Raw genomic sequence first — 13,053 nt, forward strand, 5'->3', positions numbered from 1 at the left:
CGCGGTAGATGTGCAAGGCGCGCGCGACGCTCTTCAGCTTGTGCTCGCCGAGATCGACGAATTCCAGCGAGAGTCGGTCTTGCGCCTGGGCGTGGACCGCTTCGGTGACGCAAATCCCACCCGGTCGTGACAGAATTTGCAGATGCGCGGCGACCTCGGCGGCCTCGCCCGCGAGGTGGTCGCCCTCGGCGACGACATAGCCCAGGTGAACGCCGATGCGGAAGCGCAGGCGCTTTGTCTCGGGAACTTCGCAGTCCCGCCTGTCGACCTCATGCTGGATCTCGCTCGCACACCGCATCGCCTCGACAGGGCCGGCAAACTCGGCGACCAGACTCCCTTCGCCGTTCCAGAACGCGCGACCCGCATGTTGGACCAGCAGCCGATCGATGATCTGCCGGTACTCTCGGAGAGATGCGGCAGAAATCCGCTTGCCTGTCGGCCGGCTCTCGGAGGCCAATTCGGCTGCCAGGATGGTCGCCATCCTCGGTCCGGCATTTGCGGGAAGGACCAGCCTGTAGCCGCGCCTCGGCACTGTCTGCACGACGGTCTGCCGGCTGTCGTTGAGCGCCGCACGGATCTCGTGAATGCATTGCACCAGGCTGTCGTCGGTGACGGCTATCCCGTTCCAGACCGCCCTCATCAGGTCGTCCTTGGTGACCACGCGATCCGCGTTCGCCAGAAGGTGACGAAGCACCGCAAAGGTCTGCTGGCGAAGCGCGATCGTCCTGTTGGACTTGTCGCGCAAGGTCTCGCTGCTCACGTCGGCGGTAATGCCGTTGAGTACGAACGTCGTGGGCGGCGAGCTATCCAAGCCGGTTTCCTCACGCACGAAGCCGCAGTCCAATGCTTCGATATTAGCACGGACTGCGAAGCGTCATCACCATCCGGACGGGCGCGGAGCGCAGATTTCGGCGAATGATCGGAAGCTGTTCGTGACGCGCGGGACGCCTCGGACCGACAATTGCATGTCAGCGAGAGGCTCGCCATGGACGACCTGGTGCGGATTGCTCGATGTGCGGGTGCAAGACCGGTGCTGCGGCTCACGGCCGTCTGCCTGCTGCTCTTCGCGATGGCGTCGCAGGCTCACGCGACCGACCGTCCCGCTGACCACCTGGCCGAAGTCGATCTGCAATTGATCCTGGCCGTGGACGTTTCGCCCTCGATGAGCAACGTTGAGCAACGAGTGCAACGCGACGGCTACGTCAGTGCCTTCCGCCACGCGGACATCGCGACGGCCATCAAGTCGGGAGAGCGGGGCAGAATTGCAGTGCTTTATCTGGAGTGGGCAGGGCCACACCAGCAAACAGTCATCATGCCGTGGACAATTGTTGAAGGCCGCGAGGACGCTCTGATCTTGGCAGACAGGCTCGCGGCGCTGCCGTTGACCGAAGGTCGCGGAACGTCGATCTCCGGCGCATTGTGGGCGGCGCGTGATCTGTTCGCGAAGAGTGGCTTGCGCAGCCCGCGCAGGGTTGTTGACGTATCCGGCGATGGACCCAACAATGCCGGAGCGCCGCTTGATCCCGTCCGGCAGGTCCTTCTGGCGGAAGGCGTGACGATCAACGGGCTGCCGATCGCACTGCCCCGCATTGGCTGGGCCGGCGGGTTTGCGATCTACGACCGTTCCTACCTGCAATCCTATTTCGAACGCTGCGTCATTGGCGGACCAGACGCATTTGCGATCGGCGTCACCGAGGCCACCATGTTCGCCACCGCGGTCCGGCTAAAGCTGGTGCGTGAAATTTCCATGAACATGGGTCAGGTGATCCACGCCGCCTACACCACGCGTTCCGACCGCACAGCCGACTGCAACATGATCGCTCAGTCGCCGGGCCGGTAAGTTCGGCAATGGGACCGCGATGCAGGGCAGCAACGGAATGCGGAGAGTCTAGTGGTGATGCGCTAAGTAATATGTGCGTTACCGAGCACCGCCCGGAGCCCTGAGTCGTTCTGGCGGAGACGTTCCTCGATCCATTGCGCCGTGCGGTCGTGGGCGTCCGAAAACAGCTCGGAATGCCGACTCCAATCCATGAATGTGCTCGAAACCTGCGGACAGACCAAGACATCCTCGTCACCGACGGCAATGTCCTGCGGCCCGTGTGCCAGCATACTCGCGGCAATAACCTGAAGCATGCTCGGAACCTGCGGCAGGCGGGCACGGCCGAAAGGATTCAGCAGGGCGACCGCCAGTTCCGATCTTCCGGGGATGCGGTCGTAATCGACGTGGTATTTTTGCGGCCCACTGGACCCAAAGCTCACGATGACATTGGGGCCGGTCTTGAGTTCCCTCATCTGTTCCAGCGGCAAATTGTTCATGATGGCGCCGTCCACCAGCATATCGCCGTCAGCCGTAAAGAACGGCGGCAGGACACCCGGGAGCGAGCCGGATGCCCGAACGGCTTGCCAGAGTTTCCCACGAAGGTGGACGTGGGGCTGACGGCTGCTCAGATTGGTCGAAAGCGCAAAGAACGGAAGCCAAAGATCTTCGATCAGAACGTCGCCGTATTCCTCCCGAAGGGCTCGATCGAAGGCTTTGTGATCCAGAAGCGCGAAACGCGGCAAGGTGGGGCGCCGAAACGCCCTGCTCTTGACAAATACGTTGTGCGTGCCGCGGTCGATCTGCTCCGCGTCCAACCCTCTTGCGAAGCCGGCCATCATCGCGGCTCCGGAACTCGTCCCGCCGAGATAGTCGAAGCGCGCGCCCGCCTCGACGAAGGCCTTGTAGACGCCCAGATGGGCGCTGCCCAGGGACCCACCCCCCGCCGCCACGAAGCCGCGTGCCTTGCAGGAAATAAATCGGACCAGGCGCTGGATATCAGACGCGTCCTCCAGCGCAACATGATGATGCTGGCCGACATGGGGACGCTCATCGAGCCACGCAGAGGTGCCGGAGACCGCAGCCGAGCGATTGTCGTGAATTAGGACAAGCCGACCGGTCGATGGTGGATGGACCGATAGCGCCAATTCCTCGGACGTGTTCAAGCGAGGCGAGGAGGACGCGTTCGCTACAAGCAGGACGGTATCGGCCTGGCGAATGCAGACTCGTGTCCATTCATTAGGTTCTTCATCGGCGACGTAGACAACGAATTCAGCTTGCGCCTCCAGTTCGTTCAACCAGTTAAGGACCGGCTGGTCGTCGATCGGACGACCCGCGAATTTCGCGTGGACGTCATGCCGGGAAACGAACTGAGCGCGCGTGAGCGCACCGAGCTCTTGCTGTAGGTGCCCGATGAAAACCGGTGAGATGCGACTTCCGCCGGCTGCGATGATGGCAAGCGTTCGGATCTTGGCAGGTTTCTGACGTGACAAAATAGGAGATTGGGTGGCGAACCGGCGCGCCAGAGATGTTGTGACCGCCTCTCTCAGGTTCGGCAGAGCCTCGGCCGCCTTCTCGAAATGATTGCGACTGATTTCAAGGACGATCGAATCGCGCGCTGCAAGGACAGTGGCCGTACGGGGCAGCCCTGCAAAGAAACCAATTTCGCCGACGAGTTCGCCCTGAGCGATCTCGGCGACCGAGCCAATCCCATCTCCTTTGTGTACCGTAAAGCGACCGGACAGCACGACGAAGAACCTGTCCGATGGATCGCCTTCGCGAACCAGGACCTCACCGCGCCTTAGGACCCGACGGTCGGATTCGGCAGCCAAAGCCTCGAGCGCCAGCAACGACGCACGATCGAACATCAATGTCGCCGACAATAGTCTCGCGGCGAGAGAATCGACGGAGGACATTTGAGCCATCCCGGGACGCATTCGCTCCGGTGATTGTATCCCCTACCGCTCGTGTTTGCAGCGTCGCAAGGCGCGATCCGAGCCGAACCGCAACGTTGGCGGCTGGAGCCCGTCTATGGATCAAAATTCTGATGTGCCGACCTTATGCCAAGCATTGGTTCCCTGTGGCGTCTGCGAGGCGCTCGATCCGTGGCAACTGGTGGGTAGCAGCGAGAGGCTTCGGAAGCCTAGGTGTTGTTAACGGGGTAGCGGAGGACCGTTCTCTCCGCTTTCAACAATCGGCACCGGCCCATCTGTCGGTGGGAGCGATGGTAGCGGGAGAGGGACTTGAACCCCCGACCCCAGGATTATGATGCTTGTACGGGCATTTGATTTTGCTGCGAAAATTGACGCCGTGTCGCGTTCATGTCGCGTTCACCCCAGAAGCGATCTCTCCGCAGCCGCCATTTCGTCCGCGTGGTCGCCGCGCGGGAACAGGTGCCCGTAGGTGTCCATCGTCATGGTGATAGAGCTGTGGCCTAGACGCTCCTGGACGACTTTCGCCGGCAGGCCCAAGCCTCCATCCTGTGCGCGATTGATCGACCACGATGCATAGAAGTGGCGCAAGGCATGCAGACCACCGTATTTCGCGGCGAGGACCGGCTGGCCGTCCTTGTCCTTTTCTCCGGTCGGAACCGTCACGCCGGCCGCGATTTGGGAAGGTAGAAAGCCGCGTTTGATGATGTTCGATCGGCTCTCGATATTGCCGCTGCCATTCGGGAAAACGTAGTGGAGTTCGGTCACAGTTTCACCGTTGGCGTCATTGATGCGGCGCCGGGGGCACGCGAGTTTCCACTCACGAAGCACGTTCACCACGATCGGCGGTACGGGGATGGTCCGCTCACCGGCTTCAGACTTCGGCGGGCCGATCTCTCCGTAGTCGTCGGCGCGCTGGCGTACGGCGATCTCGGCCTTGTCCAGGTCGACGTCCGACCAGCGCAAGCCCCGCAGCTCGGAGGATCTCATGCCGCTGAAGATCGCCGTTATCAGCAGCGGGCGCCAACGGCCGCGAACTGCGGCGACGATCGCCTTGATCTCTTCGCGGGTCGGAATGTCGACGCCGATCTTGAGCTTCCCCTTCTGTCGCTTGTCGGCCTGTCGCTCCTTGCCGCGGCGGCGCCGGCTGCGCATGTCCTTCACCGGATTGCGCGTGGCAAGCCCGCGCTCCTGGGCATCTGAGAGCAGCGAGCCGAGGGAGCCAAGCACCTTGCGGGTCATCGCTTGAGATCGGCCGTTCTTGCGGAGCTTGTCCTGGAATTCGCGTACGCCGGGCACCGTAAGCTGAGACAGCAGCGCCGATCCGAGGAAGGGCTTTATGTGGAGCTCGACGTGGCGCTTCCGCTGATCGATCGACGAGCGCTCGAGGCCTTCGTCCTCTCCGGTCGCGATCCAAAAGGCGCTCGCGGCCGCAACGGTCACGCTGTCGCTGTCGGCGACGTGTACACCCTCCCTGACCTCAACCTTGGCTGTCGCACCGAATTGATCGGCGTCCTTCTTCTTTGGAAAAGTCTTCAGCCGGCGGACGCCCTTTGCATCTACATAGTCGACGACCCAGGCTGTCTTCTCGACGCCCTTGGCGGTGGTCCAAGTGCGCTTGCGGATGCTCATTTGTCATCCTCATCAATGATAAAAAGGGGGAATTCTTCGTCAGGCGAGATGTCGGCAGGTGGCGATCCCTTCTTGGGTTGCGGGCCGACCGATCCGTCTTCATATACGAACTTCTCGGACTTGCCAGTCCGTTCGAGCGAAACCTCCTCGACGGCGTCGTACTCAGCAGCAGCCTTGTCCGACTGGCGTTCGAACTCGCGTTCCTGCCACTCTTGGTACCTGTTGCTGATGTCCCTTCTCGTATTTTGATCGAACCCCTGCACCCGGCCGCTATAAATACCCTCGATTGTGTCGTGGAGCTCTGACGCAAGCTTGGAGATGCCTTCGTTCGTTGCTTGGCCTGCCTGAATGACTCCGAGCATTTCAAGTAGCTCATCGATCCTTTCGCCCGCGACCCAGGGTTCAGGAAATTCGCGCTCAAGGATGCGAACGATTTCCTCGTTCATCGATCGCCCCTGGTAGGCTGCATAGGCTTTGATGCGATCACGAAGACCTTCCGGCAGACGCAACGCAAATTGGTCTGACCCTCGACCTGGTCGCGCGCGTGCCATGCTTTCCCCTTGAGTTGCATCCGGTGACATCACTGTAATTTCATTCCAATTGACGCGCAAGCAAATCACGGTAATATAAATCACTGTGATTTGATCCGTGGAGATGAGAATGGCAGAGGAGATATCCGTAGCGATCGACCTCGTTTGGGGTGCGGCCGACATCGGCAAAGAGATCAACCGCAAGCCGAGGCAGACCTTCCACATGCTCGAGCAAGGTCTTCTTCCAGCACGAAAGGTCGGCAATCAGTGGGTCGCCGAGCGCGGAAAGTTGCGGGCGTTTTTCCTCGGTGACGGGGAGAAAGCGGCATGACCGGCCTCACCGCCCAAGACTCCGAACGTACGGCTGCGATGGCAGCATCTCAATCCGATCTCGTCGCCGTCGTGCCGAAAAATAAGCGCGAAGAAATCCGCGTCTCGCTCGATCTCCTCAACGGCCACAGGCTGCTCAACATGCGCGTGTTCTTCGAAGGAGAGGACGGCTCGATGCACCCTGGCAAGGCTGGCATCGCATTCAAGGTCGACAAGCTGCAGGCCTTCGCCGAAGCCGTCGCCTTGGCGCTGGTGACAGCCGAGAAGAGGGGCTACGTCAAATGACCAGCCAATCCGAAACCCACAACCTCCTAGCGCGCCGGTTCGTTCGTGAAATAATTGGCCCGGCGATCAAAGACGGTGGGACCTATGCCGAGTTGATGGTCATCTTCGAAAGCGCCACGCTTTGCATCATGGAGGTGCTGAACCTTCACTATGAACTCTCACCCCAAGTCGCCACCGGCCTATGCGAAGCGAGCCTTCAGAACGCGATCGAGCGCTTTGCAGGCGGTCGGGCAGCCAAGCCATGAGCGCGGCGTGTCGCTGTCGCCGCGCTCCGGCTTCATCCCCGATCCTAGACGCTGCCCAATGGCTCGCCACCGGGAACCGCGACAAGAACCGCGCGGCAGTCCCGCAGTTGCGGGAGAAATTCGGTCTCAGCGCCGGCGAGGCGGTTGAGGCACTTCGCGAATCCCGCCTGATCCTTGCGAGGTCGCACTGATGATCGCGGCCCAGCAACCCGCCAACCTCAATGATCCGGCGGAAAGCTTCAACCCGGCAGCCCGGCATAGCGAAGTTCCGAAAAAGGCCCGCTCAGGCAAGCACCGCAAATTCAGTGCGAAGCCATCGCGCAATTGGCTCTGGCCGAAGACACGGGAGGAGCAACGGAAGGCGTTTCGCGCGTGGCAGTTCATCGCCAAGCAGATCATCCACAAAGAGCGATACAGCTTCCAGGCAATCAGCACCTTCGATCAATTTTTGTTCTGGGGGAAGGGTGAGATCTACGCAAGCAACGAGGAGATGGCCGAGGCGGCAGGAAAATGCTCCGCGCGGAAAATATCCCGCGAAATATCGGCCTATCGTGACATGGGCATAATCGCTGTGGACATGGGCTGGCGTAAATCACAAGACGGAAAATTCAAATCCACCAGGACCATCCGGCTAGCCGTCCCTCGCGACTTTGATCCCGATATCAGCATTGAGCTTGCCGAGTATCACCACGTCCACGGTGGACGTGACGGAGGTGGCAAATGACCGGGAATCACCACGTCCACGGTGGACGCACCACCATTGAAATCAAAGGCGCCCCGATAGTCGCCGTCTTTCCACTGGCCTTTCGGAGGAGCGAAGTGCGCGCCGCCGCTGCCGAGCTATTGCAGCGGAACCGTTATCTCGGCCGGCAGTGGTGGGCCGCTCACGTCAAAGCGCATCGCCGCGGGCTACGAGAACTTGGCCTCGCCCCTGATGAAATCGATCGGGAAATCAAGCGCTACGCTTCCGCAGTCAGCCAGGCCATTCATCTTCCAACGCAATATCGCTCGACGCCAGAGGATGCGGCATGAACGCTGAAGCCCAAAGAGCCGGCCGCGCAGCGGTCGGCGGGGGTCAAGGGACTCAGTCCCTTGTGGGGTGCAGGGGCGAAGCCCCGCATCGTAGGGCGCTAACTCCGCGCGCGCGAGGCACGCGCTGTGCTGCTCGTTTTGTACACACATCGGGGTTTGTCGGCCAATTTTGTCTGCACATGCGTACATACACTCCGATAGGGCTCGGCAGACACGGAAGGCGGCATGATGGATGAGCGCGATCTCATAGCCCGGTTGAGGGCCGACAACGCGACGTTGCGCGAACAGGTTCGCCAACTTGAGGAAACTCTTGCGCCATCGTCGACCGCCGTGCCGGACGACTGGGGCCTGACGACAAAGGAAAGGCGCGTCTACGCCTGCTTGGCTTCCCGGAGAGAGGCAACGCGCGCCGCAATCAGGCAGGCTCTCCATAGCGACTGGCACAGCGATCCGCCGACTGAGAATGCGGTCCACGTCTATATCAGCAAGCTGCGCAAGAAGCTGACGCCATTCGGCATCGCGATCATCACCGTCTGGGCCGAAGGATACCGGCTCACCGAGCGGCGACGCACCAATCCAGAACAGTTCCCGGGGTAAGATGCAAGCCACCACAGGAAGTCATGCATGATCCTCGATGTCGACCCAGTAGCAATCGAGCGCGCCAAAGCGATCGGCCGTGAATATGCGGAGAAGATCTACCCTTCGACGCCTCTACCTGGTGCTCTGAACGCCATCGTCCTCGATGAGCTGCCGAGGCCGACGCCTGGTCATGTCCTGCATGAGCCGACGGTCTGCTTCACAGCATCGGAGGCCTTCGTGTTGCGCTGGCGCGAGCTCGCCGCCAGATGAAGTTGACGCATCGCTCAGGAAACCGGGCCTCCCTCCCGTTTCACGCCTTCTCGAGCTTCAACAAGCGGGGAGGGCGAGTGCACCCACGGGTCGCCCGGACCCGAAACCGAATCCTCGACCTGTGGGAGGGGATGGCTTCGTACGCGACGATTGCCGAAGAACTGAACATCAGCATTTCAACCGTCGTCGACTGCATCGCCAGGGCAAAACGGCTGAAGGATCCTCGAGCCAATCGACCCTTCAGGCATCGGAAAATTCAGATCGCCGAAAAGCGCCGGCGTGAGATCAGGCGCCTACACGCCGACGGGTATCGGCCGCGGGAAATCGCCAAGCAGCTAGGAATTTCCAAGCGTCTCGTCTTACTACGGCTGCGAGAGGCAGGCTGATGGCGGCACCGAAACGAAACCAGTTCTGGAAGGCGCGCAGCTCGCACGGCCGCAACCCGATCTTCTCGACGCCAGACCAGCTTTGGGAAGCGGCATGCGAGTATTTCGAGTGGGTAGGAGCCAATCCGCTGTGGGAGGCCAAGCCGTTTGCCTACAAGGGTAAGGTGAAGATCCAGAACGTCGCCAAAATGCGCGCGATGACGATCGACGGGCTGTGCATCTTCCTCGATATCGCTCGCCGGACCTGGGACGGCTACTGCCAGCGTAATGATTTCTTGCCAGTCACGACGCGGGTGGCGGAAATTATCTTCACCCAGAAGTTCGAAGGCGCCTCCGCGGACCTGCTGAACGCCAACATCATCGCTCGTGATTTGGGGCTTGCCGACAAGTCGGAACTGTCAGGCAAGGGTGGCGGTCCGCTCGTCGTCCAGGTGCTGAAACTCTCGGAAGCCGATGCCGACGATCCAGCTTCCAAATAACGGCTGGCGCCCGCGCTGGTATCAGCGCAAGGCATGGGACACATGGGAGCGCGGCTGCAAACGCCAGCTCCTGTTCTGGCATCGCCGCGCCGGCAAGGACGAGATCAACCTGAACATGCACGCAGTGTCCGCCCATGAGCGGCCCGGCACCTACTGGCACATGCTGCCCGAGGCAGCACAGGCGCGCAAGGCGATCTGGAACGCTGTCAACCCTCACACCGGCAAGCGGCGCTTGTTCGAGGCCTTCCCGGAACCGCTGATCGAGAACATGAACGACAACGAGATGTTCGTTCGCTTCAAGGTCGGCTCGACCTTCCAGGTGGTGGGTTCGGACAACTTCAACAGCCTGGTCGGCGCGCCACCCGTCGGCATCACGTTCTCGGAATGGGCGCTGGCCAATCCTGCGGCGTGGGCCTACCTGTCGCCGATCCTGGCCGAAAATGGTGGGTGGGCATCGTTCATCACCACGCCGCGCGGCAACAACCACGCCAAGGGCATGCTCGACGCGGTGAAGGGCAATGTCTTTGACCCGGTGACGAACCCACGGGGCTGGTTCAGTGAAGTGCTGCCGGCGAGCGCTACGGGCGCCATCGACGAAGTGACGATCGAGGAGCAGCGGGCGATCTATGTAGGCCTGTTCGGCAAAGAGACGGCCGACATGCTCATCGACCAGGAATATTACTGCTCATTCGCGGGCGCCCTGATCGGCTCCTATTGGGGTGCAGAGATAGCGCGAGCCGAACGGATGGGGCGTATCGGCACGGCGTTCGACATCGATCCCAAGCACCCGGTGCATACCGCGTGGGATCTCGGCAAGGCGGTCAACAACCCGATCTGGTGCTTCCAGGTCATCGACGGCGTGCCGCTGATCGTGGACTTCTACGTTCCGGACAGCGAAGACCTTGAAGATTGGTGCAAGTGGCTGGACGAGCAGGGCTACCACGGCGACGACTATGTGCCGCACGACATCCTGCATCCGCAATGGGGAACGAAGCGCACGCGGCTCGACACGCTTCGGGCGCACGGCCGCAAGCCGAAGATGGTGGGCATGGTCAGCCTGGCCGAGGGCAACAACGCCGGCCTGCAGACGATCAAGGTGGCGCGCTTCAGGAACACCGACAGCGTCAACGATGGCGTCGAGGGCCTAAAGGCCTACCGGCGCGAGTACGATGACGAGAAGAAGACGTTCCGCGACATCCCGGTCAAGAATTGGGCCGAGCACTACGCATCAGCATTCCGATATCTCGGTCTGGCATGGCGGCAGGCTATCGTGGCGGCCGAGAAGCCGGCGGGCGACAAGGGCGCCTACGTCGGCCAGGCGGACGGCACAATACGAAGCCAGCAGACCGTCAAAGAGGCGGTCGATGCGATGGTGCGGCGGCGCCGGACGAGGGCAGGCATTTGAACGACCCCTTAGTGGGCGTCCGATCTATCTGCTGTATGAAGAAGGGTCTGGAATTGTGCCAAAAGATGCGCCGCTGCCCTCTGAGCAGGATTTAGACCCGGCGCTGCGCGATGATGTTGTACGGCCATCGCCACGTCTTCCTGCAGCACCTTCTTCGGGATGATTTTCTGGTGAACTAGCCGCATGGCAAGCAGTTGCACAAGTGCCCATGCCGCCTGCCCAGATACAGCATCGATATGAGGTAGATTTTCGTCAGTCATCCGATTCTCCTTTCACTGGATGGCGAGAGCTTACTTCGTTCGGTGGCGACTTCGGCATTTTTTTAAGCGCTGCAGTCAAAGCCATGTTTCAAGCGGCTTACACTTTCGCAGGCCTGACCCCAATCATGCGCCAATCGCTTACGATGGAGCAGCTATGCCGCGCGCTGGTGGAGTGTACTCAGCCCCCCCGGGCACCAAAGGCACGCCGAACACCACGATCGAGAGCGCGAAGTACAACGCGCTGGTCGACGATCTGGTGGCGGACGCGAACGCTGCGAGGCCCGTCACGTCTGGCGGCTCGGGATCGAGCACGGCGGTAGGAGCTGCTGACAACTTCAACGCAGCTGGCGCGGACATGGCATCGGCCGCGACTGTCAACCTGGCAAATACCACAGGTACGCTGGTCAACATCACAGGCACGGTGACCATCACGGCGCTAGGCACGCTCGCTGCCGGCGCCGAAAGGGATCTGGTGTTCGCCGCGTCGCTGACCTTTACGCACAACGCTACGAGCCTCATCCTGCCAGGTGGCGGCAACATCACCACGGCGGCAGGCGACGTCGCACGCATGCGCTCACTAGGCGGCGGCAACTGGAAGTGCGTCGGCTATCAAAGGGCGGCCCAAGCTCCCTACACGTCGTCTGGAACCGAGACCCTCAACAACAAGAGCCTGGTCGACAACACGACGTTCATCGTAGACGAGGCAGATGCGACGAAGAAGCTGCAGTTCCAGCTATCCGGGATCACGACAGGCACGACGCGCACGCTTACTGCACCCGACGCCTCTGGAACGGTGGCGCTCACATCGCGGCTGATCGGCGGCGGGTTCCGTAACCTCAAGGTTCAGACCGTCAGCGACACTCAGGTTACAATCACGGCGGACGCGCTCACTGTCGAAGACACGAATGGCTTCGCGGCTCGGCTGGGTGGTGTCAACATCACGGCGGCGCTCAATGCCTCCGGAGCGAATGGCCTCGATACCGGCGCCGAAGCGGCGAGCACCTGGTACAATTGCTGGGTCATCTGGAATGGCACGACGACTGCTGCGCTGCTGTCGCTGAGTGCCACGGCGCCAACAATGCCCGGCGGCTACACGCACAAGCTTTGGGTCGGCGCGATCAGGAACGACGGTTCCTCGAATCTCCTGCGGACGCTGCAGTACGGCAGGGAATGCCGGATCGTGATCGGCACGAACCCGACGATCAGCCTGCAGGCAGCCGGCAACACGGCCGGCGACCCGTCGGCCGGAACTTATGTTGACCTGGACCTGTCGAGCTTCATCCCGCCGACAGCGACCAAGGCCTACTTCACCGCCAGCAACTCCGTCGACACCGGAGCGAATCTCATCCTGTCTCCAAGCTCGGCTTATGGCGGGTTCGCTTCAAATACGAACCCGTCATACGCGGCCTTCATTGTCGCCAGCGCGGCCGTCAACGGCTCACTGCAGATGTCCGTGCCGCTGGAAACGCCCCAGCACGTCTGGTGGGCGAGCGATCACTCCTCGAACAAGCTCTTCATTCGCGGATGGGAGATCAACCTCTAATGGACCGCAATTTCCAGCGGGCGCTTGCGCTCGTCCTCAAGTCGGAAGGCGGTTGGAGCGACAATCCGGCTGACCCAGGCGGCGCCACCATGAAGGGCGTGACGCTGGCGAACTTCCGCCGCTACGTGAAGGCCAATGCCACCAAGGCCGATCTTCGCAAGATCACGGATGCGCAGCTCGCAACGGTTTACCGGCGATTCTATTGGGACGCTGTGGCCGGCGCTGAGCTGCCTGACGGCGTCGACTATGCCGTTTTTGACTTTGCGGTGAACAGCGGGCCGGGCAGGGCGGCGAAGTACCTCCAGGCCGCGTGCGGCGTCGGCGTGGTGC

17 protein-coding genes are annotated in these 13,053 nt (G+C 61.4%); 12 read left to right on the top strand and 5 right to left on the bottom strand.

Annotation, left to right across the window (positions count from 1 at the left end):
• On the bottom strand, positions 1-811 hold an 811-nt coding region (locus tag EN781_RS35220), incomplete at its 3' end, for a winged helix-turn-helix domain-containing protein (protein WP_245492577.1).
• A 174-nt stretch (positions 812-985) separates the two neighbouring features.
• On the opposite strand from EN781_RS35220, the gene EN781_RS09700 reads away from it, so the two are divergent.
• Positions 986-1,840: a DUF1194 domain-containing protein gene (locus EN781_RS09700; protein ID WP_126058544.1), complete on the top strand. Its 855-nt coding sequence runs from the start codon at positions 986-988 to the stop codon at positions 1,838-1,840.
• Positions 1,841-1,902: 62 nt separating this feature from the next.
• Here EN781_RS09700 and EN781_RS09705 read toward each other — a convergent pair whose 3' ends face one another.
• The 3 genes from EN781_RS09705 to EN781_RS09715 form a co-directional block, all read right to left on the bottom strand.
• Positions 1,903-3,732 carry a patatin-like phospholipase family protein gene (locus tag EN781_RS09705; RefSeq protein WP_189347441.1) on the bottom strand — a complete coding sequence of 610 codons (1,830 nt, stop codon included), beginning with the start codon at positions 3,730-3,732 and terminating at the stop codon, positions 1,903-1,905.
• Between the two features lie 414 nt (positions 3,733-4,146).
• Positions 4,147-5,379, bottom strand: coding sequence for a tyrosine-type recombinase/integrase (locus tag EN781_RS09710; protein ID WP_126058547.1), 1,233 nt, complete (start codon positions 5,377-5,379; stop codon positions 4,147-4,149).
• Positions 5,376-6,014, bottom strand: a complete 639-nt coding sequence (locus tag EN781_RS09715; protein ID WP_189347442.1) for an Arc family DNA-binding protein — start codon at positions 6,012-6,014, stop codon at positions 5,376-5,378. Before EN781_RS09715 ends, EN781_RS09710 begins: the two co-directional genes overlap by 4 nt.
• 25 nt (positions 6,015-6,039) lie before the next feature.
• Here EN781_RS09715 and EN781_RS09720 point away from each other — a divergent pair, with 25 nt between their 5' ends.
• From EN781_RS09720 to EN781_RS09770, 9 genes are all read left to right on the top strand, one after another.
• Positions 6,040-6,240 carry a DNA-binding protein gene (locus tag EN781_RS09720; protein ID WP_348627222.1) on the top strand — a complete coding sequence of 67 codons (201 nt, stop codon included), beginning with the start codon at positions 6,040-6,042 and terminating at the stop codon, positions 6,238-6,240.
• Complete coding sequence (locus EN781_RS09725) at positions 6,237-6,524, top strand: transcriptional coactivator p15/PC4 family protein (protein ID WP_126058548.1); 288 nt, start codon at positions 6,237-6,239, stop codon at positions 6,522-6,524. Before EN781_RS09720 ends, EN781_RS09725 begins: the two co-directional genes overlap by 4 nt.
• A complete protein-coding gene (locus EN781_RS09730) occupies positions 6,521-6,769 on the top strand; it encodes a hypothetical protein (protein ID WP_126058549.1) in 249 nt (82 codons plus the stop codon). Before EN781_RS09725 ends, EN781_RS09730 begins: the two co-directional genes overlap by 4 nt.
• A gap of 190 nt (positions 6,770-6,959) precedes the next feature.
• A complete protein-coding gene (locus tag EN781_RS09740; protein ID WP_127399927.1) occupies positions 6,960-7,493 on the top strand; it encodes a hypothetical protein in 534 nt (177 codons plus the stop codon).
• Positions 7,490-7,801, top strand: a complete 312-nt coding sequence (locus EN781_RS09745; RefSeq protein ID WP_127399928.1) for a DUF6074 family protein — start codon at positions 7,490-7,492, stop codon at positions 7,799-7,801. The genes EN781_RS09740 and EN781_RS09745 overlap by 4 nt, the downstream gene beginning before the upstream one ends.
• Positions 7,802-8,029: 228 nt before the next feature.
• Positions 8,030-8,398, top strand: coding sequence for a helix-turn-helix domain-containing protein (locus tag EN781_RS09750; protein ID WP_210213465.1), 369 nt, complete (start codon positions 8,030-8,032; stop codon positions 8,396-8,398).
• 27 nt (positions 8,399-8,425) lie between these two features.
• Positions 8,426-8,650, top strand: coding sequence for a hypothetical protein (locus tag EN781_RS09755; RefSeq protein WP_127399930.1), 225 nt, complete (start codon positions 8,426-8,428; stop codon positions 8,648-8,650).
• Positions 8,651-9,035: 385 nt separating this feature from the next.
• Complete coding sequence (locus EN781_RS09765; protein ID WP_127399931.1) at positions 9,036-9,515, top strand: DNA-packaging protein; 480 nt, start codon at positions 9,036-9,038, stop codon at positions 9,513-9,515.
• The gene (locus EN781_RS09770) at positions 9,490-10,920 is read left to right on the top strand and encodes a hypothetical protein (RefSeq protein ID WP_127399932.1); all 1,431 of its coding nucleotides are present in this window, start codon (positions 9,490-9,492) and stop codon (positions 10,918-10,920) included. The genes EN781_RS09765 and EN781_RS09770 overlap by 26 nt, the downstream gene beginning before the upstream one ends.
• Before the next feature lie 8 nt (positions 10,921-10,928).
• Here EN781_RS09770 and EN781_RS09775 read toward each other — a convergent pair whose 3' ends face one another.
• Positions 10,929-11,180: a hypothetical protein gene (locus tag EN781_RS09775; protein WP_127399933.1), complete on the bottom strand. Its 252-nt coding sequence runs from the start codon at positions 11,178-11,180 to the stop codon at positions 10,929-10,931.
• 154 nt (positions 11,181-11,334) lie between these two features.
• Between EN781_RS09775 and EN781_RS34215 the strand changes: the two genes are divergently transcribed.
• Both EN781_RS34215 and EN781_RS09785 read left to right on the top strand, forming a co-directional pair.
• Entirely contained in the window at positions 11,335-12,723 is a 1,389-nt protein-coding gene (locus tag EN781_RS34215) for a hypothetical protein (RefSeq protein ID WP_189347444.1), read from the top strand.
• On the top strand, positions 12,723-13,053 hold a 331-nt coding region (locus tag EN781_RS09785; RefSeq protein ID WP_281034367.1), incomplete at its 3' end, for a glycosyl hydrolase 108 family protein. The genes EN781_RS34215 and EN781_RS09785, both read left to right, overlap by 1 nt.

Origin of the sequence: Mesorhizobium sp. M4A.F.Ca.ET.090.04.2.1, from assembly GCF_003999085.1 — a bacterium.
Classification (GTDB): Bacteria; Pseudomonadota; Alphaproteobacteria; order Rhizobiales; family Rhizobiaceae; genus Mesorhizobium.

Coding starts and splice junctions, on each gene's coding strand:
- EN781_RS09770 (WP_127399932.1), top strand. CDS start 9,490: ATGCCGACGATCCAGCTTCCAAATAACGGCTGGCGCCCGCGCTGGTAT.
- EN781_RS09705 (WP_189347441.1), bottom strand. CDS start 3,732: ATGTCCTCCGTCGATTCTCTCGCCGCGAGACTATTGTCGGCGACATTG.
- EN781_RS09710 (WP_126058547.1), bottom strand. CDS start 5,379: ATGAGCATCCGCAAGCGCACTTGGACCACCGCCAAGGGCGTCGAGAAG.
- EN781_RS09745 (WP_127399928.1), top strand. CDS start 7,490: ATGACCGGGAATCACCACGTCCACGGTGGACGCACCACCATTGAAATC.
- EN781_RS09730 (WP_126058549.1), top strand. CDS start 6,521: ATGACCAGCCAATCCGAAACCCACAACCTCCTAGCGCGCCGGTTCGTT.
- EN781_RS09750 (WP_210213465.1), top strand. CDS start 8,030: ATGGATGAGCGCGATCTCATAGCCCGGTTGAGGGCCGACAACGCGACG.
- EN781_RS09755 (WP_127399930.1), top strand. CDS start 8,426: ATGATCCTCGATGTCGACCCAGTAGCAATCGAGCGCGCCAAAGCGATC.
- EN781_RS34215 (WP_189347444.1), top strand. CDS start 11,335: ATGCCGCGCGCTGGTGGAGTGTACTCAGCCCCCCCGGGCACCAAAGGC.
- EN781_RS09720 (WP_348627222.1), top strand. CDS start 6,040: ATGGCAGAGGAGATATCCGTAGCGATCGACCTCGTTTGGGGTGCGGCC.
- EN781_RS09765 (WP_127399931.1), top strand. CDS start 9,036: ATGGCGGCACCGAAACGAAACCAGTTCTGGAAGGCGCGCAGCTCGCAC.
- EN781_RS09725 (WP_126058548.1), top strand. CDS start 6,237: ATGACCGGCCTCACCGCCCAAGACTCCGAACGTACGGCTGCGATGGCA.
- EN781_RS09775 (WP_127399933.1), bottom strand. CDS start 11,180: ATGACTGACGAAAATCTACCTCATATCGATGCTGTATCTGGGCAGGCG.
- EN781_RS09740 (WP_127399927.1), top strand. CDS start 6,960: ATGATCGCGGCCCAGCAACCCGCCAACCTCAATGATCCGGCGGAAAGC.
- EN781_RS09700 (WP_126058544.1), top strand. CDS start 986: ATGGACGACCTGGTGCGGATTGCTCGATGTGCGGGTGCAAGACCGGTG.